Source organism: Streptococcus sp. HMSC062H02, from assembly GCF_001813005.1.
Taxonomy (GTDB): domain Bacteria; phylum Bacillota; class Bacilli; order Lactobacillales; family Streptococcaceae; genus Streptococcus; species Streptococcus oralis_S.
In genome coordinates this window covers 141,190-167,263 of the sequence record NZ_KV811132.1, presented here as the reverse complement: position 1 = coordinate 167,263, position 26,074 = coordinate 141,190, and the positions used below count along the sequence as shown (strand labels likewise).

General features: G+C 44.7%; 20 protein-coding genes. 3 read left to right on the top strand and 17 right to left on the bottom strand.

From position 1 onward, the window contains the following. Nucleotides 1-95: 95 nt before the first annotated feature. The 4 genes from HMPREF2885_RS10205 to HMPREF2885_RS08215 all read right to left on the bottom strand — a co-directional run bounded on the left by HMPREF2885_RS10205 (nt 96) and on the right by HMPREF2885_RS08215 (nt 7,198). A complete protein-coding gene (locus tag HMPREF2885_RS10205; RefSeq protein ID WP_070657756.1) occupies nt 96-857 on the bottom strand; it encodes a DUF6261 family protein in 762 nt (253 codons plus the stop codon). A 22-nt stretch (nt 858-879) separates the two neighbouring features. Further along, complete coding sequence (locus HMPREF2885_RS08225; RefSeq protein ID WP_070657754.1) at nt 880-1,095, bottom strand: hypothetical protein; 216 nt, start codon at nt 1,093-1,095, stop codon at nt 880-882. A 408-nt stretch (nt 1,096-1,503) separates the two neighbouring features. Then, a complete protein-coding gene (locus HMPREF2885_RS08220) occupies nt 1,504-4,497 on the bottom strand; it encodes a type I restriction endonuclease subunit R (protein WP_070657753.1) in 2,994 nt (997 codons plus the stop codon). Nucleotides 4,498-4,564: 67 nt separating this feature from the next. Further along, the gene (locus HMPREF2885_RS08215; protein ID WP_070657752.1) at nt 4,565-7,198 is read right to left on the bottom strand and encodes a DEAD/DEAH box helicase family protein; all 2,634 of its coding nucleotides are present in this window, start codon (nt 7,196-7,198) and stop codon (nt 4,565-4,567) included. A 132-nt stretch (nt 7,199-7,330) separates the two neighbouring features. Between HMPREF2885_RS08215 and HMPREF2885_RS08210 the strand changes: the two genes are divergently transcribed. After that, the gene (locus HMPREF2885_RS08210; protein ID WP_000076176.1) at nt 7,331-7,948 is read left to right on the top strand and encodes a TVP38/TMEM64 family protein; all 618 of its coding nucleotides are present in this window, start codon (nt 7,331-7,333) and stop codon (nt 7,946-7,948) included. Between the two features lie 46 nt (nt 7,949-7,994). Here HMPREF2885_RS08210 and scrK read toward each other — a convergent pair whose 3' ends face one another. Beyond that, entirely contained in the window at nt 7,995-8,882 is an 888-nt protein-coding gene (scrK, locus tag HMPREF2885_RS08205) for a fructokinase ScrK (protein WP_000164289.1), read from the bottom strand. 158 nt (nt 8,883-9,040) lie between these two features. After that, on the bottom strand, nt 9,041-10,936 hold the full coding sequence (locus HMPREF2885_RS08200; protein ID WP_049484303.1) for a sucrose-specific PTS transporter subunit IIBC: 1,896 nt from the start codon (nt 10,934-10,936) through the stop codon (nt 9,041-9,043). Nucleotides 10,937-11,319: 383 nt separating this feature from the next. Between HMPREF2885_RS08200 and HMPREF2885_RS08195 the strand changes: the two genes are divergently transcribed. Continuing rightward, nucleotides 11,320-12,774 (top strand): sucrose-6-phosphate hydrolase, encoded by a 1,455-nt coding sequence (locus HMPREF2885_RS08195; RefSeq protein ID WP_049484302.1) that lies wholly within the window; start codon nt 11,320-11,322, stop codon nt 12,772-12,774. Next, nucleotides 12,755-13,720 (top strand): LacI family DNA-binding transcriptional regulator, encoded by a 966-nt coding sequence (locus tag HMPREF2885_RS08190; protein WP_049484301.1) that lies wholly within the window; start codon nt 12,755-12,757, stop codon nt 13,718-13,720. The genes HMPREF2885_RS08195 and HMPREF2885_RS08190 overlap by 20 nt, the downstream gene beginning before the upstream one ends. A gap of 150 nt (nt 13,721-13,870) precedes the next feature. Here the strand turns inward: HMPREF2885_RS08190 and HMPREF2885_RS08185 are convergent, their stop codons facing one another. From HMPREF2885_RS08185 to gmk, 11 genes are all read right to left on the bottom strand, one after another. After that, nucleotides 13,871-15,145 carry a hydroxymethylglutaryl-CoA reductase, degradative gene (locus HMPREF2885_RS08185; RefSeq protein WP_049484299.1) on the bottom strand — a complete coding sequence of 425 codons (1,275 nt, stop codon included), beginning with the start codon at nt 15,143-15,145 and terminating at the stop codon, nt 13,871-13,873. Then, entirely contained in the window at nt 15,145-16,317 is a 1,173-nt protein-coding gene (locus HMPREF2885_RS08180; RefSeq protein ID WP_070657797.1) for a hydroxymethylglutaryl-CoA synthase, read from the bottom strand. Before HMPREF2885_RS08180 ends, HMPREF2885_RS08185 begins: the two co-directional genes overlap by 1 nt. A 118-nt stretch (nt 16,318-16,435) precedes the next feature. Next, nucleotides 16,436-16,891: a threonine/serine exporter family protein gene (locus HMPREF2885_RS08175; RefSeq protein WP_000176902.1), complete on the bottom strand. Its 456-nt coding sequence runs from the start codon at nt 16,889-16,891 to the stop codon at nt 16,436-16,438. A 1-nt stretch (nt 16,892) separates the two neighbouring features. Next, on the bottom strand, nt 16,893-17,651 hold the full coding sequence (locus HMPREF2885_RS08170; RefSeq protein ID WP_070657751.1) for a threonine/serine exporter family protein: 759 nt from the start codon (nt 17,649-17,651) through the stop codon (nt 16,893-16,895). Between the two features lie 87 nt (nt 17,652-17,738). After that, a complete protein-coding gene (gene pknB / locus HMPREF2885_RS08165; RefSeq protein WP_070657750.1) occupies nt 17,739-19,640 on the bottom strand; it encodes a Stk1 family PASTA domain-containing Ser/Thr kinase in 1,902 nt (633 codons plus the stop codon). Beyond that, nucleotides 19,637-20,377 carry a Stp1/IreP family PP2C-type Ser/Thr phosphatase gene (locus tag HMPREF2885_RS08160; RefSeq protein ID WP_000401530.1) on the bottom strand — a complete coding sequence of 247 codons (741 nt, stop codon included), beginning with the start codon at nt 20,375-20,377 and terminating at the stop codon, nt 19,637-19,639. The genes pknB and HMPREF2885_RS08160 overlap by 4 nt, the downstream gene beginning before the upstream one ends. Nucleotides 20,378-20,392: 15 nt before the next feature. Next, a complete protein-coding gene (gene rsmB, locus HMPREF2885_RS08155; RefSeq protein WP_070657795.1) occupies nt 20,393-21,706 on the bottom strand; it encodes a 16S rRNA (cytosine(967)-C(5))-methyltransferase RsmB in 1,314 nt (437 codons plus the stop codon). Beyond that, nucleotides 21,699-22,634, bottom strand: a complete 936-nt coding sequence (fmt, locus tag HMPREF2885_RS08150; RefSeq protein WP_070657749.1) for a methionyl-tRNA formyltransferase — start codon at nt 22,632-22,634, stop codon at nt 21,699-21,701. Before fmt ends, rsmB begins: the two co-directional genes overlap by 8 nt. A 12-nt stretch (nt 22,635-22,646) precedes the next feature. Beyond that, nucleotides 22,647-25,043, bottom strand: coding sequence for a primosomal protein N' (locus HMPREF2885_RS08145; protein ID WP_070657747.1), 2,397 nt, complete (start codon nt 25,041-25,043; stop codon nt 22,647-22,649). Nucleotides 25,044-25,108: 65 nt separating this feature from the next. Further along, nucleotides 25,109-25,423 carry a DNA-directed RNA polymerase subunit omega gene (gene rpoZ / locus HMPREF2885_RS08140; protein ID WP_002875802.1) on the bottom strand — a complete coding sequence of 105 codons (315 nt, stop codon included), beginning with the start codon at nt 25,421-25,423 and terminating at the stop codon, nt 25,109-25,111. 24 nt (nt 25,424-25,447) lie between these two features. Further along, nucleotides 25,448-26,074 carry a guanylate kinase gene (gmk, locus tag HMPREF2885_RS08135; protein ID WP_000775041.1) on the bottom strand — a complete coding sequence of 209 codons (627 nt, stop codon included), beginning with the start codon at nt 26,072-26,074 and terminating at the stop codon, nt 25,448-25,450.

The following is a 26,074-nucleotide window of genomic DNA, read 5'->3' as shown; positions in this document are numbered from 1 at the left end:
TTGCCTTTATCTATTATACCAGTTAATTTTAGTTCTTCCAAACATTTCTACAGACATCAAAATCCCCTCAGAAATGGATTTCTAAGGGGTTGTCTTTATCCTGCCACTTGTGTCGCTTCTTCTGTTTTCGCTTTCTTATCCTTCTTACCCGAGCCACTCAATCGTCGTTTACTATCTCGTATTGTATTGAGGTCTTTAAGGAGTTTGGTCAGGTGTTCTTTTTCAGGATAGGCTTCTGCGCTAGCTGCGGTATAGCGCATAAAGAGGTCGTAGATGCTGGTTATTTCGGTACGGACTTGTCTGGTCTTGCCAACTTCCTTAGCAGACTTATGCGCACGCGCCTGACTTTCCACCTTATCATATTCCTCCTGCGCACTAGTAACTGCAAGGAGCATAGGGGTTAGTCCTAGACTGGTCACTGCTGTCTGGTAGGGTTCTTCACTCAGTGTTTTGAGCAGACTCTTGATTTCTGCTGTTTCCACATCATTGCTGTGCTTGGTAATGTCCTTGTACTTGGCAAAGACTGGTTTCAAAGTCTCATGGGCTTCTTTGAGTTTGGTATCCTTGATCTTAGCAAAGCCTCGATGAAGAGTAAAGAGACCGACTAGGGCACTGTCACGATTTCGATCGACTTCGGTCAGGTTCATCGCCTCTTTCTTTTCCACGATAGCGAGTTGGCCTTGGAAGTCTGCTAGCTTGCTCCTGAAGGAATCGAGATGCTTGCCATACATAGGCTCGTCCTTATGAGCCTTAGCAAAAGCTTCTAGTAGTTGACCTGTATCTACCATGAGACTTTCAAACTCACGGTTGGTAAAGTTGGTGTAGCTTAGCGGACGGATGGTAAATGTTTTTGTCATAATAACCTTTCTATTTAACGAATCATTTAGTTTTTTCTTTATCAAATAAAGACTGGATTAGTTCTGGAAGATAGACCTGTTTTTGATCTGTTTTTACAATGCTTCCTTGTCTAGGAGGTTGAATCAAAGGTCTATCCTTTCCTACATAGACTTGAAGCAATACACAAACCAAAAATACGAGTCCCCATAGAGGAAGGTCCGATAGGAAACTCTCCTCATTTTCTTTATCTTTCTTCATCAGATTTTCTCCTTTAAGTTGATAAGACAATTCTAACAAATAGCAAAGAACTTAGGACATTCATCCGCTCAACTGTCTACTTTATCATCCCAACAGCACTTTTTTTGTCTATTTTTTACTTTTATAGAATAAATCCGTCATTTCAGAAATAGAAAATCCCTATCTGACTAGACATACACTCCGTCTGTCAGATAGAGACTCTTACTATTTTTAGATTTTAAATTTTCTAGCTTTAGAATACATCTAAACTTTAGGAAAGACGACTATTCGAAAGCTCGAAGACTTCAAAATTTTCTTATCTAGACCATTCGAAGCTTAGAATGCTCATAAATTTATGTATTTCTTATTATTCTAAGTTTAGAATACATATAAACTTTAGGAAGTCTATGCCTTCGAAACTTAGAAGGACTATCTCCCCACTCTGAGTGGCTCAATGACTTCTTCGACAAGTTGCTTACAAGCTTCCTTGATTTGTTTTTTATAGAGGAGAGGATTGAGGGCATCTGCCACCTCAACTTTATAGTCCTGATAGCGCTGGCTCTTGGTCAGCTGGCTTTCTCCTAGTTGTTTCTTGGCTCCCTTGCGGTAGTGCTCGACATAGTAACGGAGTTCATCCTCTCCGACATACCAACGTTTGCTAAATACTTGGATGTGTTGCTGGATGACCGCCTCAATCATCTGATCCAAGATATTTGCGATAGACTGACCACGATAGCTTTCTGGCTTGTCCTGTACTTCCTTCCATAGTTCAGTGATGATCTGGGCAAGATTTGGGTTGGTCTTCTCAAGGCTCTGAATATAGCTATCCACTGCCTCTCTATCTTGAGCGCTTAAGTTCTTTTCTTGACTCTGACCTTGCTCGATCAGGCTTTGGATTAAGGTTAGGATATAGGCATAGTTGATTTCATCCACTTGGATAGACTCTAGTTCATAGTGAATATCAAGGGGCTCCCCATCCTCATCACCATCATCTCTTCGACTTTTTAATTCTGCTAGGATATTTTGATAGAAGCCTAGATAAATCTCCAATTCTTCTGCGCTTAGTCGTGTCTGGGCATAGATTTCTTCCTCATCATACTCTTTATACACTCGGATAGAGGCTAGATATTTATCAAAGACTTGATAGGCCTTGGCGAGCTTTCTCAACTCAGGTGTAGAGATTTGCTCGATTTGGAGTCCTTGCTCAGGATCATCGGTGATGAGATTTTGGAAATCACTACAACTCCGTAAAAAGTTCCTCTTTTCCTCTTCCCAGCTAGGGGCTAGGACCTCGTTTTCTCCACCATTTGAGTAGAGCTTGAGGGCATTGTCCACCGCTTCCTTAAAGGCTAGAGGTTTTTGGAAGGTGATGATATGACCATAGGATTTACTAGAATCAAAGATACGGTTGGTACGACTAAATGCCTGAATTAAGTCCTGCGGTTGCATTGGTTTACGATCGATAAAGAGGGTCGATAGACAAGGGGCATCAAATCCTGTTAAGAGACGATTGACCACAATAACCAAGTCCAACTGCTCCTTGCGATAGAGATACTTATCCTGTTTTCGAGCAAGGCGGTTATTGACATCTGTGTTAAAGCCACGAAGATCCGCCATTGTAAAGTGAGTATCAAACTCTTGGTTATAGTCCTCCATAACCTGCTTCATATGGTCTTGGTAACCGATAGACTCTTCCTCATTTTCAGACACTGAGTAAGTGATGGTAAACTTTGGAAAATCCGGTAAATGGCGTTTGACCCGCTCGGAGACTTTGACCCGTTCCTTGCCAGCCATGATACTCTTGAGCAGATTATAATAAGCCTGTGCTTGTGGGATAGACTTGACCGTCAAAATAGCGTCATAGCTTTTTCCAACTCCTTTAGGGATATTGAGCTGTTGCTGGCTCTTATTAAGGATAGCATCCAGGACTTCTAGCATGTGTTCCTTGTCCTCATAAGCACTATCAGGAATCTCCTCCTCCAGCATATCAGAGATGATGGTATTTCGATAATCCACCTTAAAGCCGAGAACTGCTCCATCATGGATGGCTTCCTTAACTGTGTATTCATGCAGGCGTTCGCCATACTGTTGGTGGGTTGTTTGAGCCAAGTCTCCCACTTGTTTTCGTTTGTTTTCCTTGAAGATCGGAGTCCCTGTAAAGCCGTACCAGAGAGAGTTTCGGAAGTAGGCCTTGATCTCCTTTTGCATTTGTGGAGTGACAGCTCGGTGGCATTCATCCACGACAAAGGCCACGCGCAGGTCCTTGATCTTCCCAGCATCCCGCTGGTACTTGCCTTCTTCAAACTTGCGCATCATGGTCGCAATTTTCTGAATGGTCGTGACTACCACGCGCTTGTCATTGCCACCTAGACGTTTGACTAGTTCGTGAGTATTATCCGTCTCATCGATATCAATGACATCGTTGGCAGCGTATGAGAGGAAGGATGAGGTCGTCTGCTGGTCCAGATCTCTACGATCGACGACAAAGATGGTCTTTTGGATGGCAGGGATCTGCAAGAGATTGCGGGCTACTTTGTAAGAGGTCAGGGTCTTCCCTGAACCTGTCGTGTGCCAGATATAGCCCGACTCTTGACGACGAGAAGCGTCCTGTACTGCCTCAATGGCATGGATCTGATAAGGACGCAGGAGGATCAGGGCTTTCTTGCTATCATCAATGACTGAATACTGCATGACCATCTGATGGGCCCGCGGTATGGAGAGTACCTCATGGGCAAAGCTGGTCAGATCCGTCACAGGCCGGTTGTCCTTATCCACCCACTTGGTCAGAAACTGTTTGTTTAGTTTATTTTCACGGGCTGCAGCGATATAGCGAGTGTCAACCTTATTGGTCACGACAAACATCTGCAAGCTTGAGTAAATACCTCGGAACTTTCCTTCACGGTCGTATTTTTCTATCTGATAAAAAGCTTTCAAAAATCCAACTCCTGGACTCTTGAGCTCAATGTGAATCATAGGAAGTCCATTAATCAGAAGAGTCACATCCATTCGTCTGTCTTGATCTTGAGGGTACGCCTTGTCTCGCTCGACTTGGTTGACTACTTCATAGCTCGACTTACCAGCTGCGATATTGTCTCGCCAGATAACTGATAAACGAATGGTGCCTAAGCTGGCATCTTCTCTCTGAACCTCGACTTTGGCAATGCCATTTTCTCCGACCAACCACTTGGCAGCATCATAGTAGCTGACAAAGTTGAGTTGATTTTGAATCTGGCGTTTTTCCTGCTCAGTCAAAGGATGATCTGCTAGCAGGGCAACGTTATTTTGGGCTAGTTTAGTAAAGAAATTGTCCCATAATTGTTCTTCTGTTTTTAGGTCTTCTCTATAAGTCCATTGACTTTCCCCAGTTACCAGTTGGGTGATCAGTTGTTTTTCTATCTCCAGTTCTGGTTTTACTTGCATCATTCTCTCCTTTATAATGCACAATTTTACTATATTATATCATGTTTCAGATGGATTTTCCCATACGCTCCTACTCCAACCGGCTTTTAACCTTCTTCTTAGTCAAGGTACGGTCATTTTTGTTAGAGAGAGCTTGGATACGAGCTTCGAGAAGGTTTTTCCTTCCTGCCTCTGTTCGTGTGTAGACGAGATGATAACGTCCGATAGTCGGCGTCAGAAAGTCGAGGAATTTCTGTGCTTCTTCCTTGCGCTTGTCAAAAAGACTAGGCACGACATAGTAAGGTGACTGACCTTGTCGGACTTTCTCTGCCTTCAAGAGATAGCGCTGGTTGTCCACTGGAGCAAAGAACTCTCCCAAAGTATGTGCAAACAACTCCTTGTCCCTCATGCTTCCTCCCTTGAGATAGGCAAAGACCATGTAATTTTCCTTATTCTCCTCTACCTGAACACGGGATTGATCATCCGTTAGATGCCCCGAATCTAGAAGAGCCTTTCGGATCTGCTCACCCAGAGACTGCAAGCGTTTATAGGGACTCTTATAGCAGAGGTAGCGCCAAGATGCAAAGGCAAAAAATAGGAGACAGGCTACCGTAAGCCACCAAACACCGATCAGTCTTAGTCTAAATAGCAAAACCAACAAATCCACTGCCAACAAGAGCAATGACATGCGAACCCATTTTAATGCATCAAGCAAGAGCATGACTGGGATCTTCTGTTTTTGGGTTGCGACTTGTGTAACTATCTCAAATTGATCCGCTACAACAAGAGCATCCTGCCATTTTTGACGCAAGCCTGCTCGATCCTTGGAGAGACTCTTAACTCGCTCATTGTACTCACCAATTTGCTTTTTCTTAAAAGGGGGCTTTGGAAAATCCAAACGATCCAAACCGGTCTCAATACTCTCCTGATTATAGGCCAAGCCAAGAAAATGCTCCATCCGTCGCGACAAGGTCTGCAGATCCTGATTGCTCTCTGGTCTAGGCTCCTCACCAGGAAGAGTGATAAGTGCTTGCGCTTGAACGGCTACCAGATGCCAGATGTTGCTGGTCTTTTCTGGATGTCCCGGCCAGATACGAATGGCACGCCCACGCATCTGGTTACTCAGCATAAAGCTCCCCACAAAGCTTCCGAGGATTAGGGAATTAACACAAGGAGCATCCCAACCCTCTCCGAGGAGAGATTTGGTTCCGACTAGGACTTGAATCCGCCCTCGTTGAAAAAGCTCCGTCACTGCCGCCACGATTCCCTTAGCTGAGCTCGGAAAACCAACCTGCACATAATCTTTTGGATCCAAGTGACCAATAGATGAGAAACTAAGAGGAACCTGAGGCAAGAATTCCTTCAACTCTGCTGCCACATCGGTAGGCAAAATAACGACACTACCTGACAAGACAGCCAATGACACAGGTATTTCTTGCTCCTGAGCTTTTCGACGAATGCTTTCAAAATAAGGGAGAACCCCCAACTGAGAAATGGTTGCCTGATTATCTCCCAGATAGGTGGCAAAATCCTTGCGAATATAGTCAGCTAGTACTAACTGTCTCAGTTCCTGACCTAGACTCTCATACTCCGTCAAAAAGATATCGGCAATGGCAGACAACTTCCCTAGAGATTGGGTTAAAAGCTGGTCAGAAGCCTTAGACTTAACCAGATAAACCTGACGTTTTTCCACCAACCCACGCGCCTTCAAGTCAGCCTCTAACTTTTTCCTATATCCATCTGGATCCTCATACCAATCTGGTGTCTGATAGAGTATGCTCTGCAACAGCGTCTCCAACCAGTAGGAGGTCAATGTTGGAAGCCTCTGGGTTCCCAGTAAATTTTGCAAAGAGGGAGGAATCGTTAACCCCTGAGAATGCATATAAATCAACATAGCAGACAAGTACTTGGGATCTTCTAAAAGCAAATCAGATGAAATATCCCCTTTGAGGACCTTAGACCCTGCTACAAATGTTTGAAAATCAGGATCGACTATAAGGTGATGAATATAGTCCCACTTAGTCTCCTCAAACTGTTTGAGACGTTCCGCCTCTTCAGCTGTTGGTGAGCACATATAGACAAAATCCTGATGAGGGCAAAGAGTGTCTTCCTTGACTAGTTCAGGTACCGTGATTTCTTGATCGATCTCCCCGCACATTCGGATATAGCGTTCCCAGAGTTCAGGATCGCTGTCATATGGTGGTGTCGCTGTCAGGGAGATGAGTTTCAGCGGTCCATACTGCTTGCGAAAGGCTTCCAGACTTTTCCACCATTCATTGCGCAGGTGGTGGCATTCGTCCAAACAAAGAGTAGCAACTTTCTGAGCTCTTAGGCTTGCAAGCAAATCAAACCCCACAAAATCCTCTGCTTCTCCATCTTCTTGTGATTGAAGTTGGTTCATGGCACTATGAAAAGCCTGATAGGTCACAATCGTTAATACCTTCATCTCCTTTAAGTTTTGGGAAACGAGGTCTGAAAGCCTCTGACAATCCTCTAGAAAAGCAGTTTGTATTCTATCCACCCATTGTTCACGAATGGTTACAGTCGGAACTAAGATGAGGGCTGGGTTGCCAAAACGAGCGATTAGCTCGATACCAATGGTTGTCTTTCCAGACCCTGGAGCGGCCACTAGATGAACATGGCCGTCTGCTTGATAGTCCTGAAAACGATCCAAGACCTGTTTTTGATATTGGCGCCAGCTTCCTTTAAAGTTTAAACCTAACATGATACCCCTCATTCTATACCATCATTTTCTTATTCTCATTTTACCACACTTATTTCACCAGTCAGATAATCCAGATAGTTTTTCTCCATAAAATATGGTATAGTAGAATCATACTATCTATGAGGAGTTTACATGTCACAGGATAAGCAAATGAAAGCTGTTTCTCCCCTTCTACAGCAAGTCATCAATATTTCATCTATCGTTGGGGGAGTCGGCACCTTGATTTTCTGTATTTGGGCCTATCAGGCGGGTGTTTTACAATCCAAGGAAACCCTATCGGCCTTTATCCAGCAAGCTGGGGTTTGGGGACCACCACTCTTTATCTTTTTACAGATCCTACAAACCGTTGTTCCAATCATTCCGGGAGCTTTGACCTCAGTGGCTGGGGTCTTTATTTACGGCCACATCATCGGAACCATCTATAACTATATCGGCATCGTGATTGGCTGTGCCATTATCTTTTACCTGGTGCGTCTCTACGGAGCTGCCTTTGTTCAGTCCGTCGTCAGCAAGCGCACCTATGACAAGTACATCGGTTGGCTAGATAAGGGCAATCGTTTCGAGCGGTTCTTTATCTTTATGATGATCTGGCCTGTTAGCCCGGCTGACTTTCTCTGCATGCTGGCTGCCCTCACCAAGATGACCTTCAAGCGCTATATGATTATCATCATTCTGACCAAGCCCTTTACCCTAGTGGTTTATACTTATGGTTTGACTTATATTATTGATTTCTTCTGGCAGATGTTTTGAGAATAGAAAAATCCGTTTGGTTTCCCAAGCGGATTTTTTGTTTGTTTTATTTTGCGACACTCTTAGCAAGGACAAAGTTCCCAAGTGTGGCAGAACCATTTCCAGCAACTGCTGGAGTCACGATATAGTCACGCACATCTGGTACTGGTAGGTAACCATTGAGAAGAGCTGTGAATTTCTCACGCACACGGTCCAGCATGTGTTGTTGGGCCATAACCCCACCACCAAAGACGATGACGTCTGGACGGAACGTCACGGTAGCATTGACCGCAGCCTGAGCGATATAGTAGGCTTGAACATCCCAGACAGAACTGTTGAGTTCGATGTTTTCGCCACGAACACCTGTACGGGCTTCGAGACTTGGACCAGCCGCAAAGCCTTCCAAACAGCCCTTGTGGAATGGACAGACGCCGTTAAATTCTTTTTCCACATCCATTGGGTGTTTAGCCACATAGTAGTGACCCATCTCAGGGTGACCCACACCACCGATAAACTCACCACGTTGGATAACACCTGCACCGATACCTGTACCGATCGTGTAGTAAACCAAGTTTTCGATACGACCACCAGCATTGTTACGAGCAACCACTTCACCATAGGCAGAGCTGTTCACGTCAGTTGTGAAATACATGGGTACGTTGAGGGCACGACGTAGGGCACCAAGTAGGTCTACATTTGCCCAGTGAGGTTTTGGAGTCGTTGTGATAAAGCCGTAGGTTTTTGAGTTTTTGTCGATATCGATAGGACCAAAGGAACCGATGGCAAGACCTGCAAGATTATCGAATTTTGAAAAGAATTCGATGGTTTTATCGATGGTCTCGATAGGAGTTGTTGTAGGAAACTGTGTTTTTTCTACAACGTTAAAATTTTCATCCCCGACAGCACAGACAAACTTTGTACCGCCCGCTTCTAAGCTTCCATATAATTTTGTCATGATAAACCTCTTATCTTTGTTTTCTCTATTATAGCACATTTTAAAGGGCTAGATTTCTCAATATTTTAGATTTTCCTCTGTAAATCTTACCATCCAAGTAAAAACGAACAAACATAATATTTGTTCGTTTTGTTTTTAAATCTGATTTTCGAAGAGGACTAGGCTTTCACTTCGATGATTGCGTCACCCTTAGCAACTGATCCAGAAGCAACTGGATTTACTGAAGCAAAGTCTGCAGTGTTGGTTACGATAACCATAGTTGTGTTATCAAGACCTGCAGCAGCAATCTTAGCTGAGTCAAATGTTCCAAGAACATCTCCAGCTTTAACCTTGTCACCTTGGGCAACTTTATGGTTGAAGCCTTCACCGTTCATTGAAACAGTGTCGATACCAACGTGAATTAAGATTTCAGCACCGTTAGCTGTTCTCAATCCATAAGCATGGCCAGTTGGGAAGACGATTGTTACTTCAGCATCAGCTGGTGCATAAACAACATCTTGGCTAGGTTTCACGGCGATACCTTGTCCCATAGCTCCACTTGAGAATACTGGGTCATTCACATTTGAAAGAGCAACAACGTCACCAACGATTGGTGTTTGGATAACACCTTCGCTAGGTGAAACCACAGTACCAGTTACTGCTTCTTCTGTTAAACGGTCAGTTTCAGCTTCAGAAATTGCTCCTGAAACTTCTTCTACTTCATCTTCGTAACCAAACATGTAAGTAAGAGCAAAACCAAGTACAAATGATACAGCTACCATAAGAAGGTATTGTAGAAGTTGTCCGTTACCAATGTAAAGCATTGTACCAGGGATGACTGTGATACCATTACCAGTACCAGCAAGTCCAAGGATAGATGCCAATCCACCACCGATTGCACCAGCAATCAATGAAAGGAAGAATGGTTTACGGAAACGCAAGTTAACCCCGAAGATAGCAGGCTCAGTAATACCTAGGAAGGCAGAAAGAGCAGCTGGGAAAGCAAGTGTTTTAAGTTTAGGATTTTTAGTTTTCACACCAACGGCTACTGTCGCAGCCCCTTGAGCTGTCATCGCTGCAGTGATGATGGCGTTGAATGGGTTAGCATGGTCAGCAGCAAGCAATTGAACTTCAAGCAAGTTGAAGATGTGATGAACACCTGATACGACGATTAATTGGTGAACTCCACCAATCAAGAAACCACCAAGTCCGAATGGCAAGTTAAGAATAGCTTTTGTTCCAATGAGGATGTAACTTTCAACAACGTGGAAGACTGGTCCGATAACAAACAATCCAAGGATTGACATTACAAGGAGTGTTACGAACGGTGTTACCAAGAGGTCAAGTACATCTGGAACAACTTTACGAACAGCTTTTTCAAATTTAGCTCCGACAACCCCGATGATGAAGGCTGGAAGAACTGAACCTTGCAAACCTACAACTGGGATAAATCCGAAGAACTGCATTGCAGTTACTTCACCACCAGAAGCAACAGCCCAGGCATTTGGAAGTGAGTCAGATACGAGCATCATACCAAGGACGATACCAACGGCTGGGTTACCACCGAATACGCGGAAGGTTGACCATACAACCAAACCTGGCAAGATGATGAAGGCTGTATCTGTGAGGATTTGGCTGTAAATGGTAACATCTTCTGGAAGTGTGATTCCAAGAGCGTTCAAGAGACCACGAAGACCCATGAAGAGACCTGTCGCTACGATAACTGGAATGATTGGTACAAAGACGTCACCGAAAGTACGGATAGCACGTTGGAACCAGTTTCCTTGTTTAGCAGCTTCTGCTTTCATGTCTTCTTTAGAAGAGGTTGGCAAACCAAGTGCAACCACTTCGTCGTACATCTTGTTTACTGTACCAGTCCCAAAGATGATTTGGTATTGGCCTGAGTTAAAGAAAGCCCCTTGAACTTTATCCAAGTTCTCAATCACTTCCTTCTTGATTTTTCCTTCATCTTTGACCATGACACGTAGACGAGTCGCGCAGTGGGCTACACTGTTGACATTTTCACGTCCACCAAGGGCTTCGATGACCTTTTTTGCAATATCCTGATTGTTCATTTGCAAAAATCTCCTTATATAAAATTTTGTAAAGTGTTTGAAAGCGATTTTATCCGCCCTACGACTATTATTTTATCATGTTTCTAAAATATGTCAAGCGTTTTGCAGGATTTTTTATTTCCTTTCTTTTTTCTCTGATTATTTTTGCTCGTTTTTGATGGAAATTCTCTTTTTCCTCAAAAAAATATCTTTAACCTTGAGGAATCAAGGTTTTTATTTACATTTTCTTTCATTTTTTCGTGAAAATTTGTTAGATTTCCTTTGCTTGATTTATGGCAACCGTTTGACATATTTTTCTTTTTTTTAACATAAAAGACTTGCTTTTTTTGCCGAAAACGTTTACTATTAATAATAGAATAGAACTCTTATGGAGGAAAGATAAAATGGAATGGACAACTGAGCGCCGTTATAGACGCTATGAAGACTGGTCTAATGATGAGATCAAGCAAATCAAGGAAAAGATGGCACAATCTCCATGGCATACTCATTACCATGTCGAGCCTAAAATGGGGCTTCTCAATGACCCAAATGGCTTTTCCTATTTTGATGGTAAGTGGATCCTCTTTTACCAAAACTTCCCCTTCGGTGCAGCCCATGGGTTGAAGTCTTGGGTGCAGCTTGAAAGTGATGATTTAGTGCACTTTACAGAAACTGGAGTCAAAGTTTTGCCAGATACTCCATTAGATAGCCACGGGGCCTATTCTGGATCAGCCATGCAGTTTGGCGATCAGTTGTTCCTATTCTATACAGGGAATGTCCGTGATGAAAACTGGATTCGTCACCCATACCAGGTTGGTGCTCTTTTGGGAAAAGATGGCAAGATTACGAAGATTGACAAGGTCTTGATTGACCAGCCAGCAGACTCTACCGACCACTTCCGTGACCCACAAATTTTTAACTTTAAGGGACAATATTATACTATCGTGGGTGGACAGGACTTGGAGAAAAAAGGCTTTGTTCGTCTCTACAAGGCTATTGATAATGACTACACCAACTGGCAAGAGATTGGTGACCTTGACTTTGCTAACGACCGCACTGCCTACATGATGGAATGTCCAAATCTAGTCTTTGCAGGCGAGCAACCTGTCCTTCTCTACTGTCCACAAGGATTGGATAAGGCTGTTCTAGACTATGATAATATCTATCCAAACATGTACAAAATCGGGGCTTCCTTTGATCCTGAAAATGCCAAAATGGTCGATGTGTCTCCATTGCAAAATCTAGACTATGGTTTTGAAGCCTATGCAACTCAAGCCTTCAACGCTCCTGATGGGCGTGCTCTAGCTGTCAGCTGGCTTGGTTTACCAGATGTAGCTTACCCATCTGATCGTTTTGACCACCAAGGAACCTTTTCATTGGTCAAGGAACTCACTATCAAAGATGGCAAACTCTACCAATACCCTGTCGCAGCCATCAAAGAACTTCGTTCTTCTGAAGAGGTCTTCTCAAATCGTACTCAAACCAATAACACCTATGAACTCGAACTCAATTTGGAGGCCAACAGCCAAAGCGAGATTGTCTTGCTCGCTGATAAAGAAGGCAAGGGGCTTTCAATCAACTTTGACCTTGTCAATGGACAGGTGACAGTGGATCGTAGTCAGGCTGGTCAACAGTACGCCCAAGAATTTGGTACGACACGTTCTTGCCCTATCAATAACCAAGCTACTACTGCTACTATCTTCATCGACAAGTCGGTCTTTGAAATTTTCATCAATAAAGGAGAAAAAGTATTTTCTGGTCGTGTCTTCCCACATGCGGGCCAAAATGGTATCCTGATCAAGTCTGGAAACCCAACTGGAACTTACTATGAATTAGATTATGGTCGCAAAACTAACTGATGTCGCAAAACTTGCAGGCGTCAGCCCCACTACCGTCTCACGGGTCATCAATAAAAAGGGTTATCTATCTGAGAAAACCATTCAAAAGGTCAATGAAGCCATGCGAGAATTGGGTTATAAACCCAACAATCTGGCTCGAAGCCTCCAAGGAAAATCTGCCAAGTTGATTGGACTCATTTTCCCAAACATCAGTCATGTCTTTTATGCGGAGTTGATTGACAAGTTGGAACACCAACTCTTCAAGAATGGCTACAAGACCATCATCTGTAACAGCGAACATGACTCTGAAAAAGAACGGGAGTACATTGAAATGCTGGAGGCCAACCAGGTCGATGGTATCATTTCTGGAAGTCACAACTTGGGAATCGAAGACTACAATCGCGTGACAGCACCGATCATTTCCTTTGACCGAAACTTGTCTCCAGACATCCCTGTCGTCTCCTCTGATAACTACGGTGGCGGGGTCCTCGCAGCCCAAACCTTGGTCAAGACAGGCGCTCGGTCTATCATCATGATTACAGGAAATGACAATTCCAACTCACCGACTGGACTGCGCCATGCTGGATTTGCCTCTGTACTCCCAAAAGCGCCTATTATCAATGTTTCGAGTGACTTTTCTCCCGTCCGAAAAGAAATGGAAATCAAGAATATCTTGACCCATCAGAAACCAGATGCGATTTTTGCTTCGGATGATTTGACAGCTATTCTAGTGATCAAAATCGCTCAAGAGCTGGGAATTTCTGTTCCTGATGAGCTCAAGGTCATCGGCTATGATGGAACTTACTTTATCGAGAACTACTATCCTCACCTGACAACGATTAAGCAACCTATGAAAGAGATTGCCCAACTCACTGTCGATCTCCTCTTGCAGAAGATTGAAGGCAAGGAAGTAGCGACAACTGGTTACTTCTTACCCGTCACCCTATTACCAGGAAAAAGTATTTAATACTCTTCGAAAATCTCTTTAAACCATGTCAGCTTCCATCTGCAACCTCAAAACAGTGTTTTGAGCAGCCTGCGGCTAGTTTCCTAGTTTGCTTTTGGATTTTCATTGAGTATAAACACAAGAAAACTCAGACGAATTCGTCTGAGTTTTTTATGATCGTAAACTTTTCAGATAGCGCTGGGCTGTCTCTAAGTTAAAGGTTTTATCTGCGATGAGGCGCTCAACGAGGGGAGCTACCTCGGACTCACTAGCACCTGCTAGGAGAGCTAAGGATTTGGCCTGTAATTTCATGTGGCCTTGCTGGATGCCCGTACTGACCAAGGCTTTGAGGGCCGCAAAGTTTTGGGCAAGACCGATGGACACGATAATCTGAGCTAATTCCTTAGCTGAAGGATTTCCCAGTAGTTCATGACTGAGGGCTACACGTGGGTTGAGTCCGATTGAGCCACCCTTGGTCGCTACCGGCATGGGTAGTGTCATCTCACCGACCAATTCTTCTCTTTCCATGTCCAGCGTCCATTGACTGAGACCTTGATAGCGTCCATCTCGACTGGCAAAGGCATGGGCCCCAGCTTCGATGGCACGCCAGTCATTACCCGTGGCGATTAAAATGGCATCGATACCGTTAAAAATCCCTTTATTATGAGTAGCTGCTCGGTAAGGATCAGCCTGCGCAAGCTGGCTAGCCAAGGCTATTTTCTCCGCAATTTCTCGTCCTTGGTCCCTTTGGGGACTCAAGTAGCGAAAGGCGATACGACAACTTGCAGTCACCAGAGAATCGGTTGCGTAGTTGGACAAAATTCCCATGAGACTCTGTCCTTGACTGAGTTCTTCTAAGACTGCCTTCAAGGCTTCCAGCATGGTGTTGAGCATATTGGCTCCCATAGCTTCCTGGGTATCGACATGGAGATAGACAACGAGAAAGTCTGTTTCACCTTTGATCTGCTCTACATGTAAATCACGCGCCCCGCCTCCACGTTTGACGATAGAAGGATAGGCTTGATTGGCAAGTTCCAAGAGTTCGGCTTTCTTGCTGGAAATCTTCTCTTGCGCTTTTTCAGGTTCAGCAACTTGATAAAGGGCTACCTGACCAATCATCTGGCGCTCATGTACTTGAGCAGTAAAGCCACCTGCTCGCTTGATGATTTTACTAGCATAGCTAGCCGCAGCAACCACAGACGGTTCTTCTGTCACATAGGGAACTGTGTAGCCCTGACCATTCACCACAAGCTCTGGAATGATGGAATAAGGTAGAGAAAAAGTTCCCACTACATTCTCACTCAGCTGGTCTGCAACTGCCAAGCTGACTTGTTCATCCTGCTCGAGACTCGTTTGCTTTTCAGGACTAAGGAGCGCCTGAGCTTTCAGTAACTCAAGGCGCTCATGGTATGATTTTTTAGAAAATCCATTCCAACTTATCTTCATTATTTTTCAACCTTGCTATAACGGCGTTGGTGGTCGATAATTTCAACCAAGGCATAGTCTTGATTTTCAAAACCTGCAAATTGGGCTGAGCCAGACTCATCCAACTGCAATTCTTCGAAGAAGACTTTTTCATAGTCTGCAACAGATAATGCTGTACGTTGTTTGAGTTTGCTCAAGCGATCCTTATCAAGGTAAGCCTCATAGCCTTCGACCAATTCACCACTAAAGAACTCTGAAACCGCGCCACTTCCGTAACTGTAGAGGGCAATTTTATCGCCAGCCTTCAAAGTCTCTGCATTTTCCAAAAGGGAGAGGAGACCGAGGAAGAGGGAACCTGTATAGATATTCCCAATCATCTGACTGTAGAGAATGGATTTGTCAAAGTTTTCTTGCAAACTATCCTGCTTCTCCTGAGATAGAGTCTTGTCCATCATCTTGCGCAAGCCTTTTAGGGCCAACTTAGGATAAGGCAAGTGGAAGCAGATAGCCGCAAAGTCATCCATAGTCCAATCGTAGCGTTCCTTGTATTCATTCCAAGTCGTTGTCAGGCAATCAAGATACTGTTGGGTCGAGTACATGCCGTTTACATAAGGAGTGCTTGAATAGTTCGGACGCCAGAAATCCATGATGTCACGCGTTTGGGCAACGTTATCATTGTTAAAGGCCATGATGCGCGGATTTTGGGTGATCAACATCGCCACACTTCCAGCACCCTGAGTTGGTTCACCAGGAGTTCCCACACCATACTTGGCAATATCACTGGCAATGACCAAAACCTTAGACTCTGGAGAATTTTCTACATGCAATTTAGCATAATGAAGGGCAGCTGTCGCTCCATAGCAGGCTTCTTTGATTTCAAAGCTACGGGCGAAAGGCTGGATGCCTAGCAGGCCATGAACAAAGACTGCCGCTGCCTTACTCTGGTCAATCCCTGACTCGGTCGCCACGATGACCATATCGATTTCTTCTTTTTCTTTGTCTGTTAAAATAGAGTTGCTGGCACTAGCAGCCAAGGTAACAATGTCCTCAGTCAGTGGTGCAATACTAATTTCATTTAACAAGAGTCCCTTGCTAAATTTTTCGGGGTCAACTCCCCTCGCTTCTGCTAAGTCTTGTAATTTCAAGACATATTGACTGGTCGCAAAACCAATCTTATCAATACCGATTGTCATATTTACCTCTGTTTTTTCATTCATTGTAAAAAATCGTTTCATTCTATTTTATCACAAATAGGGACAAAAGAGAGAAAAAAGACTTGATTCAACAAATCAAGTCTTTGCTTTGACTGCATTAGGAAGAGATTCCTCGTTGTTTTCGGATGTAGTAGTAAAGCTTTAGAATTACCGTTCCACTTGCCATTCCAATAGAAATAACGAGGGCTAACATAACTACCAAAGTCGCGCTGGCAATAGCATGACTGTAATCGCCTGTCACAAAGAAAGCTGTCGTTCGATAGGATAAATAACCTGGCACCAAGGGGGCAAGAATAGCCAAGACAAAGACCACCGCTGGTGTCTTGTAGACAATACTTAAAATCTGGCTGATGCAAGAGCCAATTACTGCTGCGATAAAGGTCGCAATAATAACATTGGTTGGTTCTTTGAGCACGAGATAGAGGAGCCAAACGCCCATTCCCAAAATACCACCAGGTAGGAGCATGGAGCGTTGAACATTCAGTACGATTAGAAAGGTGATGATGGCGAGTAAACTCGCCACTGCTTGGAGCAAAATACTTGTTAGAGTCATCTTAAGTCATCAAAACCAGGGCGACAGAGGTGCCGGCCCCTAAAGCGAGGGTAATGAGCAAAGATTCAAACATCTTGCTCATACCAGAGTTGATATGGTTGGTCATGATATCCCGTACCGCATTTGTCAGAGCAATCCCTGGAACAAAGGGCATGACCGCTCCTGCTATAATCAGGTCTGCCGTCGAAGGAAATCCTGTGTAGCGGGCCCAGAACTGGGCGATCAATCCGAAAACAAAGGCACCCGCAAAGGCCGTTACAAAAGGAATGCGGACAAACCTCTCTACGTAGAGAGAGAAGGCAAATCCAAATAAGGTCGCAATAGCTGCGCCAAAAGCGTCATAGACATTGCCCCCAAACATAATCGAGAAGAAAGGGGCACTGAGAGTCGCTGCTACGGTTACTTGGAACTTGGTATAAGGAAGGGTTTGATTGCCGATTTCTTTCAGCTTTTTAAAGGCTGTCGAGAGATCAATCTGCCCTCCGACAAGCTCCCGTGATACTTGGTTGACATCACAGACTTTTTCAATGTTATAAGAGGATGAGGTTACCCGTTTCATCCGAGAAATATTGGTATTTTCAATAGAAAAGAAAATAGCTGCGGGCATGGCAAGAACATTGCAATCCATAATTCCCTGCGAATGGGCAATACGGATCATAGTATCCTCAACCCGATGAATCTCTGAGCCACTTTTCAGGAGAATGGTTCCTGCTAGCATAATCACATCAATGACGGCATTCAACTCTCTCGATTCGTCCATTTTCTCCTCCTTTTTTCTACTTCCTATATTTTATCACAAAATCTTGTGAAAAAAAATCTTTGTCATGAAATCATGACAAAGATTCATCTAATCTCGAGAACTCTCGTGAGTTCCTTCATTGTTTGGTTGATTCGTTGGAGGATTGTTGCCTTGTTGATTGCCTTGTTGGTTCCCTTGATTTGGTGTTGTTGTAGAACCCTGGTTCCCTCGTTGAGCAGGGTTAGAGGATGAAGTTGACGGTGGTGTTTTCGGTTTGTAAATCGAAATCTTGATACGCGTGCTAGCAAGGTCAACCTTTTCACCAGCTTTTGGTGTTTGATCTACAACCGTACCCTCTGCTGTTCCTTCAGGAGCAGTCGATACTTCAATAACCTCAATATTAGCCTCTTTTACTCCGACAATCTGAGTCAGATTATTCTTAGTAAATTCGAGACTTGAGCCGATGTAGCTCGGCATGCTGACACTGGTCACCTTCTTGGCAACTGTTAAGGTAATCGTAGTGGCTTTTGAAAGGTCATAAGTCGAACCCGATGCAGGGGTCTGTCTGAGGACGGTTCCAGGTTCGCTTTCATTGGATTCTTCCTCTTCCATCTTGATTATATTTTCAGGAACCTTCTTCTCCTTGAGTTCGGCTACGACATCCGTATACTTGCGTCCGACGTAATTGCTCAATTGGAAGGATTGCTTACCAGAAGAAACTATCAAATTGACCTTGGTTCCTTCTTTTCGGCCGCTACCAGCTTCAGGATCCGTTCGAATAACACGTCCCTCTGCTACAGTATCGCTGGCTTCTGACTTTTCTTCACCGGCTTCAAACTTGGATTTTTTAAGAGCCTCCTTAGCCTCTGCAACGGTTTGTCCAGCTACGTCAGGAATGGGAATTGTTGCAGGTGTTCTTGACAAAATCCAGATTAAAGAGGCTGCAACCAATAGAAGGCTAGCTAAAAGAATCATATAGCGAGCCTTAAACTTCCGTTTTTTAGCTGGCTTTGGTGCAGGTGCTGGCTCAGCGACTGGTTGAGTTGCTTTCTTTGGCTGAGGGCGTTCTTCCTGCGCCGGAGCTTTAGGAATCGATGTCAGTGTACTTTGTGGAACTTTAGGTAAAGTCTTCGTGTCTGCCTTACTCGCATCGTCAAAGACCAGTTTCGGTTCATTCCGACGATTATAAGACAAACTAGTTGACAAGTCCACATACATTTCCGAAACAGACTGATAACGATCTGACAGCTTCTTAGCAGTTGCCTTGATGACAACATTTTCTAAAGCCTGAGGGACAGATGGGTTTTCAGCAATGACGGACGGAAGTGGTTTCTGGAAATGCTGGAGGGCAATCGTAACCGCGCTATCCCCATCATAAGGGATATGTCCCGTCAGCATTTCATAGAAGATAATCCCCATCGCATAGATATCGCTCTGGAAAGTCGCTTTAGAACCACGCGCTTGCTCAGGTGATAAATAATGAACAGAGCCTAACATTGAGTTGGTCTGGGTCAGACTGGTCTCCGCAAAGGCTACGGCAATCCCAAAGTCCGTGACCTTAGCTGTGCCGTCTGGTGTCAAGAGGATATTTTGAGGTTTCAAATCCCGGTGAACGATTCCTCGAGTATGGGCTAAGCGCATTGCCAAGAGGATTTGCCCCATAATCCGAACCGCTTCTTCATTTGAAAGAGGATAGTGTTCTTTAATATAACGCTTGAGGTCAAGGCCTGCTACGTATTCCATAGCCAGGTACTGTTGACCATCTTCCTCACCAATATCTGTTATCCGAACGATATGAGGATGGTCCAGATCCGCCATGGCCCTCGCTTCACGCTGGAAACGTGCCACAGCAATCGGGTCCGTCTGGTAGTTGGTCCTCAGGACCTTCACTGCCACTTCTTCCCCGTCTAGGATCAAATCCTTGGCCAAGTAAACATCTGCCATGCCTCCTCGACCAATCTGCTTGACAATCCGATACCGCCCGGCAAAAATCTTGCCGATTTGGATCATTCTGCTGCCTCCTCGTTCATGTAAACAAGGGCAACCGTAATGTTGTCTAAACCTCCTGCATTGTTAGCGAAGCGAATGAGGGTTGCCGCCTTGTCTGCTAGAGAAATATCACTGGTTACGATATCATAAATCTCACTTGCCGAAATCATATTGGTCAAACCATCACTATTGAGCAAGAGATAATCTCCTGACTCCAGTGTAATCATCCCAAAATCTGGCTGGATTTCATCTTTTTGTCCGATAGACTGGGTAATGATATTCTTTTGAGGGTGAGTTTCTGCTTCTTCTGGAGTCAATTGACCAGCCTTGAGCAATTCGTTGACCAAGGAATGGTCACTCGTCAACTGGTGGTATTCTTCTCCACGAATCAAACCGATACGAGAATCTCCAATATGAGCATAGATGGCTTGGTTGTCAATAAAAGCAACAGCTTCTAGCGTTGTTCCCATGCCTCTGTAGTCTTCGTCCTGACCTAGTTGATGAATTTTTTGATTTTCAATCTCCAGGTAGTGGGCAAACCACTCACGAACTTCATTGACTGAATCAATTTGGGTATCCACCCAAGCCACACCAAGGTCTGTGACCGCCATCTCACTAGCGATATTTCCTGCACGGTGTCCCCCCATCCCGTCAGCCAAGATGATCATAGTGCGTCCTGCTCGGTTGACAAAGTGATTGACATAGTCCTGATTATTTGTCCGTTTCTGACCAACATCTGTTAATAGTGCTATTTCCATTGTGTCAGTTCCTTCCTATTCTGATATCTTGCGAAATTGGCTAATAAAGAATCCATCACTTCCATACAATTCAGGAGTAATCAGGATACAGCCATCTTTCAGGATATCTTTACATTCGTGTTCTAGTTTAACCTGCTCGAACTCGGGATGACTTTCTAAAAACGCCTCGACGACTTGAAAGTTCTCCTCAGAGACAATGGTACAGGTACTATACGTTATTATACCACCTTTTCGTAGTGTTTGACAAACACTACCTAATATTTCCAGCTGAATTTCCTGTAAGGAGGTGAAATCTGCTGTTTCTTTATTGTATTTGATGTCTGGTTTGCGGCGTAAAAGTCCAATCCCAGAACAGGGAGCATCTACCAAAATCTTATCAAAAGAGTCCTGACCGAAAAACTCATGCACCTTTCTGGCATCCAACTTTTGTGTTTGAACCCGATCTGCCACACCCAAACGCTCCGCATTTTCTTGGATCAAGTCCAACTTATGATCATAAAGATCCAAAGCTGTCACGTTACCGGATGTGAGGTAGGAAGCTATATGGGCTGTTTTCCCACCCGGAGCGGCACAGGCATCCAGAACCTGCTCATGGCCTTGCAGATCAAGAGTCGGAGCAACCAGTTGACTGGACTCGTCTTGGATGGTAATGGCCCCTTCTGCGAACAAATCATGTCCCGCAAAGTGGCCTTGCTCCTTGACCAGACCAGTGGCCGCCAAAGGTGAATCACTCGCCTCTAACACGGCTTTGATTTCCTCTTTTCGACTCAAGTCAGTCACCCGGATGCTAGCTTTGTTGCGCACCAAGAGACTTTTAAAGATGGCTTGTGCTCGCTCTTCACCGTACTCTTCCTTGAGCTTAGATACTAGCCAAACTGGGAGAGAATAGGCAATGGAATCACGCTTGTTTTTGCGTTTGATGCTGTCAATATCTGGCCAGCCTTCTCTTAAGATACGACGAAGGACGGCGTTGACCAATTTCTCACTGCCTTTTTTACGGGCTTTGGCTAGCTCTACCGCTTCATTAACAACAGCGTGATTAGGAATCTTATCCAGATACCGAAGTTGGTAAGCGCTCAGAAGGAGCAGGATATAGAGCCAGTGGTCTAGCTTGTCTCTGTCTTGGATAAAGTGGGACAGATACCATTCCAGAGTCAGTTTTCGGGCTACCGTACCGTAGACAATCTCTGTCACCAAACCCTTATCTGCTACTGAGAGTTGACTCACCTTGAGGTGTTTGTTTAAAGCAATATTCGAATATGCTTGGTTGACTAAAACATCCTCTAGCACTGCTAGAGCTAGACTTCTAGCCGTTTCTACTTTAGTCACCAAATCGTTCTCCTACAGTCAATGTCCGTCCCACTCCGTTGAGGAAGGAAGCAATGTCCATCTTAGGCTTACCTGCTGGCTGCACTTGCTTGAGAGATAGAGCTCCTTCAGCCGTTGCGACAATCAATTCCTTTTTGCCAATAGAGAGGATCTCACCTGGATTTCCCTGACCTTCTACTGGCAGGGCTTCATAAATCTTAAAGCGATCACCCTTGAGAAAAGTGTGGGCAACAGGCCATGGATTCATGCCGCGGATTTGGTTGAAGAGTTGGCGATTGGTTTTAGTCCAATCAAGTTTCTCTTCTTCTGGCTTAATATTTGGCGAGAAAGTGACTTGACTAGGATCTTGTGGTTCAGGTTTGATCTCTCCAGCAATATAACCAGGAAGGGTGTCCAAAAGCAAGTCCCGACCAACAATCGCTAATTTCTCAAATAAGGTTCCAACATTATCCTCATCTGTGATAGGAATACTGCGACGGGAAATCATATCTCCTGCATCCATTTCCTTAACCATCTCCATAATGGTCACACCAGCTTCCTCATCCCCTTGAATCAAGGCATAATGGATAGGCGCACCACCACGGTGTTTTGGAAGGAGGGAAGCGTGAACGTTGACCGCAAAGTTCATGCTATCAAGAAGTTTACTTGGGAGGAACTGCCCAAAAGCAGCGGTCACAATCCCATCCGCCCCTAGCTTCATAATGGCTTCCATCTCTGGGCTTCCAGATAATTTTTCAGGTTGGTAGATGGGAAGGCCTGCTTCTTTGGCAGCCTGCTTGACTGGGGTTTCTTGGATGACTTTTTTACGACCGACAGCGCGATCTGGCTGGGTCACAACAGCTAGAATTTCGTAACGGTCGTCTGATAACAACCCCTTCAAAACTGTCGCTGAAAAATCAGGTGTCCCCATAAAGATTAGTTTTGTCATTTCTTCTCCTTCTTATAAAAATTGCTGCGGTTCGTGGTCAATGCTGAGACGAAGCTCGCTATTTTCACGTTCTTGAGTCAAGGCCAAGACCTGGTTGAGGGTTGGACCCAGCTCATCTTCTAAACGGTATTTAATCAAAATCTGGTAATGATAAAGGTTGTGGGTACGGGCAATGGGTTTTGGCGTTGGTCCAAGGATTTTACTAGTTTCCGATAAACCTGAGCGCAAAATTCCCATGACCTCATAGACACGTTTGACAACCTCTTCTTCTTTCTTGTGAGAGAGGGTAATCCCAATAGTGAAATAATAAGGCGGATAGCCGAGTTGGCGCCTGATACTCATTTCATAAGCATAAAAACCTTCATAATCCTGTTCCTTGGCAAAACGAATGGCATAGTGCTCAGGATTGTAAGACTGGATCAAGACCTGACCAGCTTTTTCCGCTCGACCTGCACGACCAGCCACCTGAGTTAAGAGTTGGAAGGTTCTCTCAGAAGAACGGAAATCAGGCAGATTCAAGGCCGTATCTGCATTAAGAACTCCGACCAGAGTCACATTTGGAAAATCCAAGCCCTTGGCAATCATCTGAGTTCCCAACAAGATATCTGCTTCCCCTCGGCCAAACTGGTCAAGAAGAGCTTGGTGACTACCCTTCCTGCGGGTCGTATCCACATCCATCCGCAGAATGCGAGCCTGAGGAAAGAGCTCTGCCAGCTCATCGTAAGCTTTCTGAGTCCCTGTACCGTAGTAGCGAATGCTGCGACTCTGACAGTTGGGACAAACATGAGGAATCCCCTTAGAAAAGCCACAGTAATGGCAGTTCATGGTCTTGGTATCCATGTGCAAGGTTAGAGAAATGTCACAGTTGGGACAACTATCTACCGTCCCACACTCCCGACACATAACAAAGCTAGAATAGCCCCGACGGTTGAGCATAAGGACTACCTGCTCTTTTTTATCCAGACGGTCTTGGATAGCTTCTAGCAAAGGAGGGGTAAAGTTTGATGTCTCATTCTGCCCGATATAGTCCCGAAAGTCAATCACTTGAACCTCAGGAATGGTGGCTAAAGGATTGGCCCGTTGGGTCAGACGTAAGTGTTGATAGACACCTTTTCCAGCCCGCGCACGGCTCTCTAAGCTCGGTGTTGCCGAACCAAGGACCAGGGCCGCTTGATTGTACTGGGCCCGTAAGATGGCGACCTCTCTGGCATGATAACGAGGATTGCTGTCTTGCTTGTAGCTAGCTTCATGTTCCTCATCGATAATCATGACACCCAGATTTTTCAGAGGAGCAAAGATAGCTGATCTGGCCCCAACCACTACCTGAGCATCGCCACGCTCAACCTTGCGCCATTCGTCATACTTTTCACCATTGGACAGGCCTGAGTGAAGAATGGCCACTTTCTCGCCAAAACGAGCAATGAAACGCTCCGTCATTTGTGGCGTCAGAGAAATCTCAGGTACCAGCAAAATGGCCGTCTTACCCTTATCCAAGGCCCCTTGTATAATCTGCAAGTACACCTCAGTTTTCCCACTTCCTGTAATCCCTTGAAGGAGGAATGGAGGCTGTTGACTGCCAATAGCACTGACAACCGCATCACGCGCCTGTCTTTGTTCAGGATTCAATTCCAAAGGTTGGCTGGCTTCAATGCCTTCAAAATAAGCGGCTGAGCGTTGCACTTCCTTTTGGACTAGGATTAGAGCTCCTTGCTCCACAAAGAAATTGACTTGCTCGCGTGAGTAGGATTCTAACAAGCTAGCCAGAGGAGCACTCTCAGGACGAGACAGTAAATAGTCTCTCAGCTCTGCCTTTTTCTTAGCACGCGCAGAAATCTCAACACCTTCTAACTGCTCAACATGGACCTCATACCAAGATTGGGTCTTGACCTTCTTCTGATCAACAGCCTGGTACTCCAGACGGAGCAACCCTTTTCTGGTCAAGCGCATCATTTCAGCTTGCTTGGCAAGGTCTAAAGAAGAAAAGGCGAGCGAATCTTCTGAACCAAACAAACGCTCTTTGTCTGCCTGACTTAGGACTTCTAAAGGATAGAGAATCTTATCATAGCTGGAGTTTAAAAATCCTGGAAGCATGGCTTTTAGGATGGAGATTTTGTAAGAAAAGACAGACTTACGTAATTCCTCAGCCAGCCAGAGTTGCTCCTGGGTCAAGACGGGAGAAAAGTCTAGCACCTCCGCAATCTCTTTCAAGTCCTCATCTGTCACTTCTTCATCCGACTGGGACTCCAATCCTAGCACAATCCCTTGGATCAAACGATTGCCTTTGCCGAAGGGGACATGGACCCGCATACCGACTTCCAGCATCTCTACAAATTCCTCAGGGACCTTGTAACTGTATGGCTGGTCCGTCTGCATTAGGGGAACATCCACGATAATCTTTGCGATAGCCATCTTCTCACCTCCTTCTTGTCAGTAAATTCTTGCAATAGAAAAAATAAGATTGAGTCCCCCCAACCTTAAATTTTTTCACCATCTTCTTTTTCTTTAGCGATTTGCTCTTTGATTTTCTTTTCTTCTTCTTCTCTGCGGCGTTTTTCTTCTTCGATACGGAGACGAACTGCTTCACGTTTTCCTTCTGGATCTGGGTGAATGGTTACATTTCCTGACTCGATTTCTTCCAAAGCACGAAGAGTTGATTTTTCAGACTTAAACTCTTGAGTTGCTGGCGCACCAGCTTCTAGTTCGTGGGCACGCTTTGCTTCCAAGATTACGAGTGAATATTTTGATGGTACCTTGTCCAGCAAGGTATCGATAGAGGGTTTTAACATCATTTGCTTGTACCTGTTTCCTATAGTTTATCGAGTAGTTGGAGATTTTGGCAACATCTCCTGGTAGTGACCAATGACACGGTCCACACGGAAGTGTTCTGCTTCGATTACACGCTTGACACGTTCAGCAGCGAGGGGCACCTGATCGTTGACAATGGCATAATCATACTCACGCATGAGAGCAATTTCTTCCTTGGCTTTTTCGATTCGTTGGGCAATCACTTCAGCGCTATCTGTTCCACGACCTACCAAACGATCTTGCAATTCATCCAAATCTGGTGGCGTTAAAAAGATAAAGACAGCATCTGGAACTTTTTTCTTAACCTGAAGGGCTCCCTGCACTTCAATCTCAAGAAAGACATCGATTCCCTTGTCCAGAGTTTCATTGACATAGGTCAGAGGAGTTCCATAGTAGTTACCGACATATTCTGCATATTCCAACATCTGACCTTGACGGATCAGCTCTTCAAACTCTTCACGAGTACGGAAGAAATAGTCCACTCCGTCCACTTCACCAGGACGTTGTGCACGCGTCGTCATCGATACAGAGTATTGAAATTGATTCTCAGAACTCTCAAAAATCTCTCTTCTAACCGTTCCTTTCCCAACTCCTGAAGGACCAGAAAAAACGATTAGCAAGCCTCGGTCTGCCAT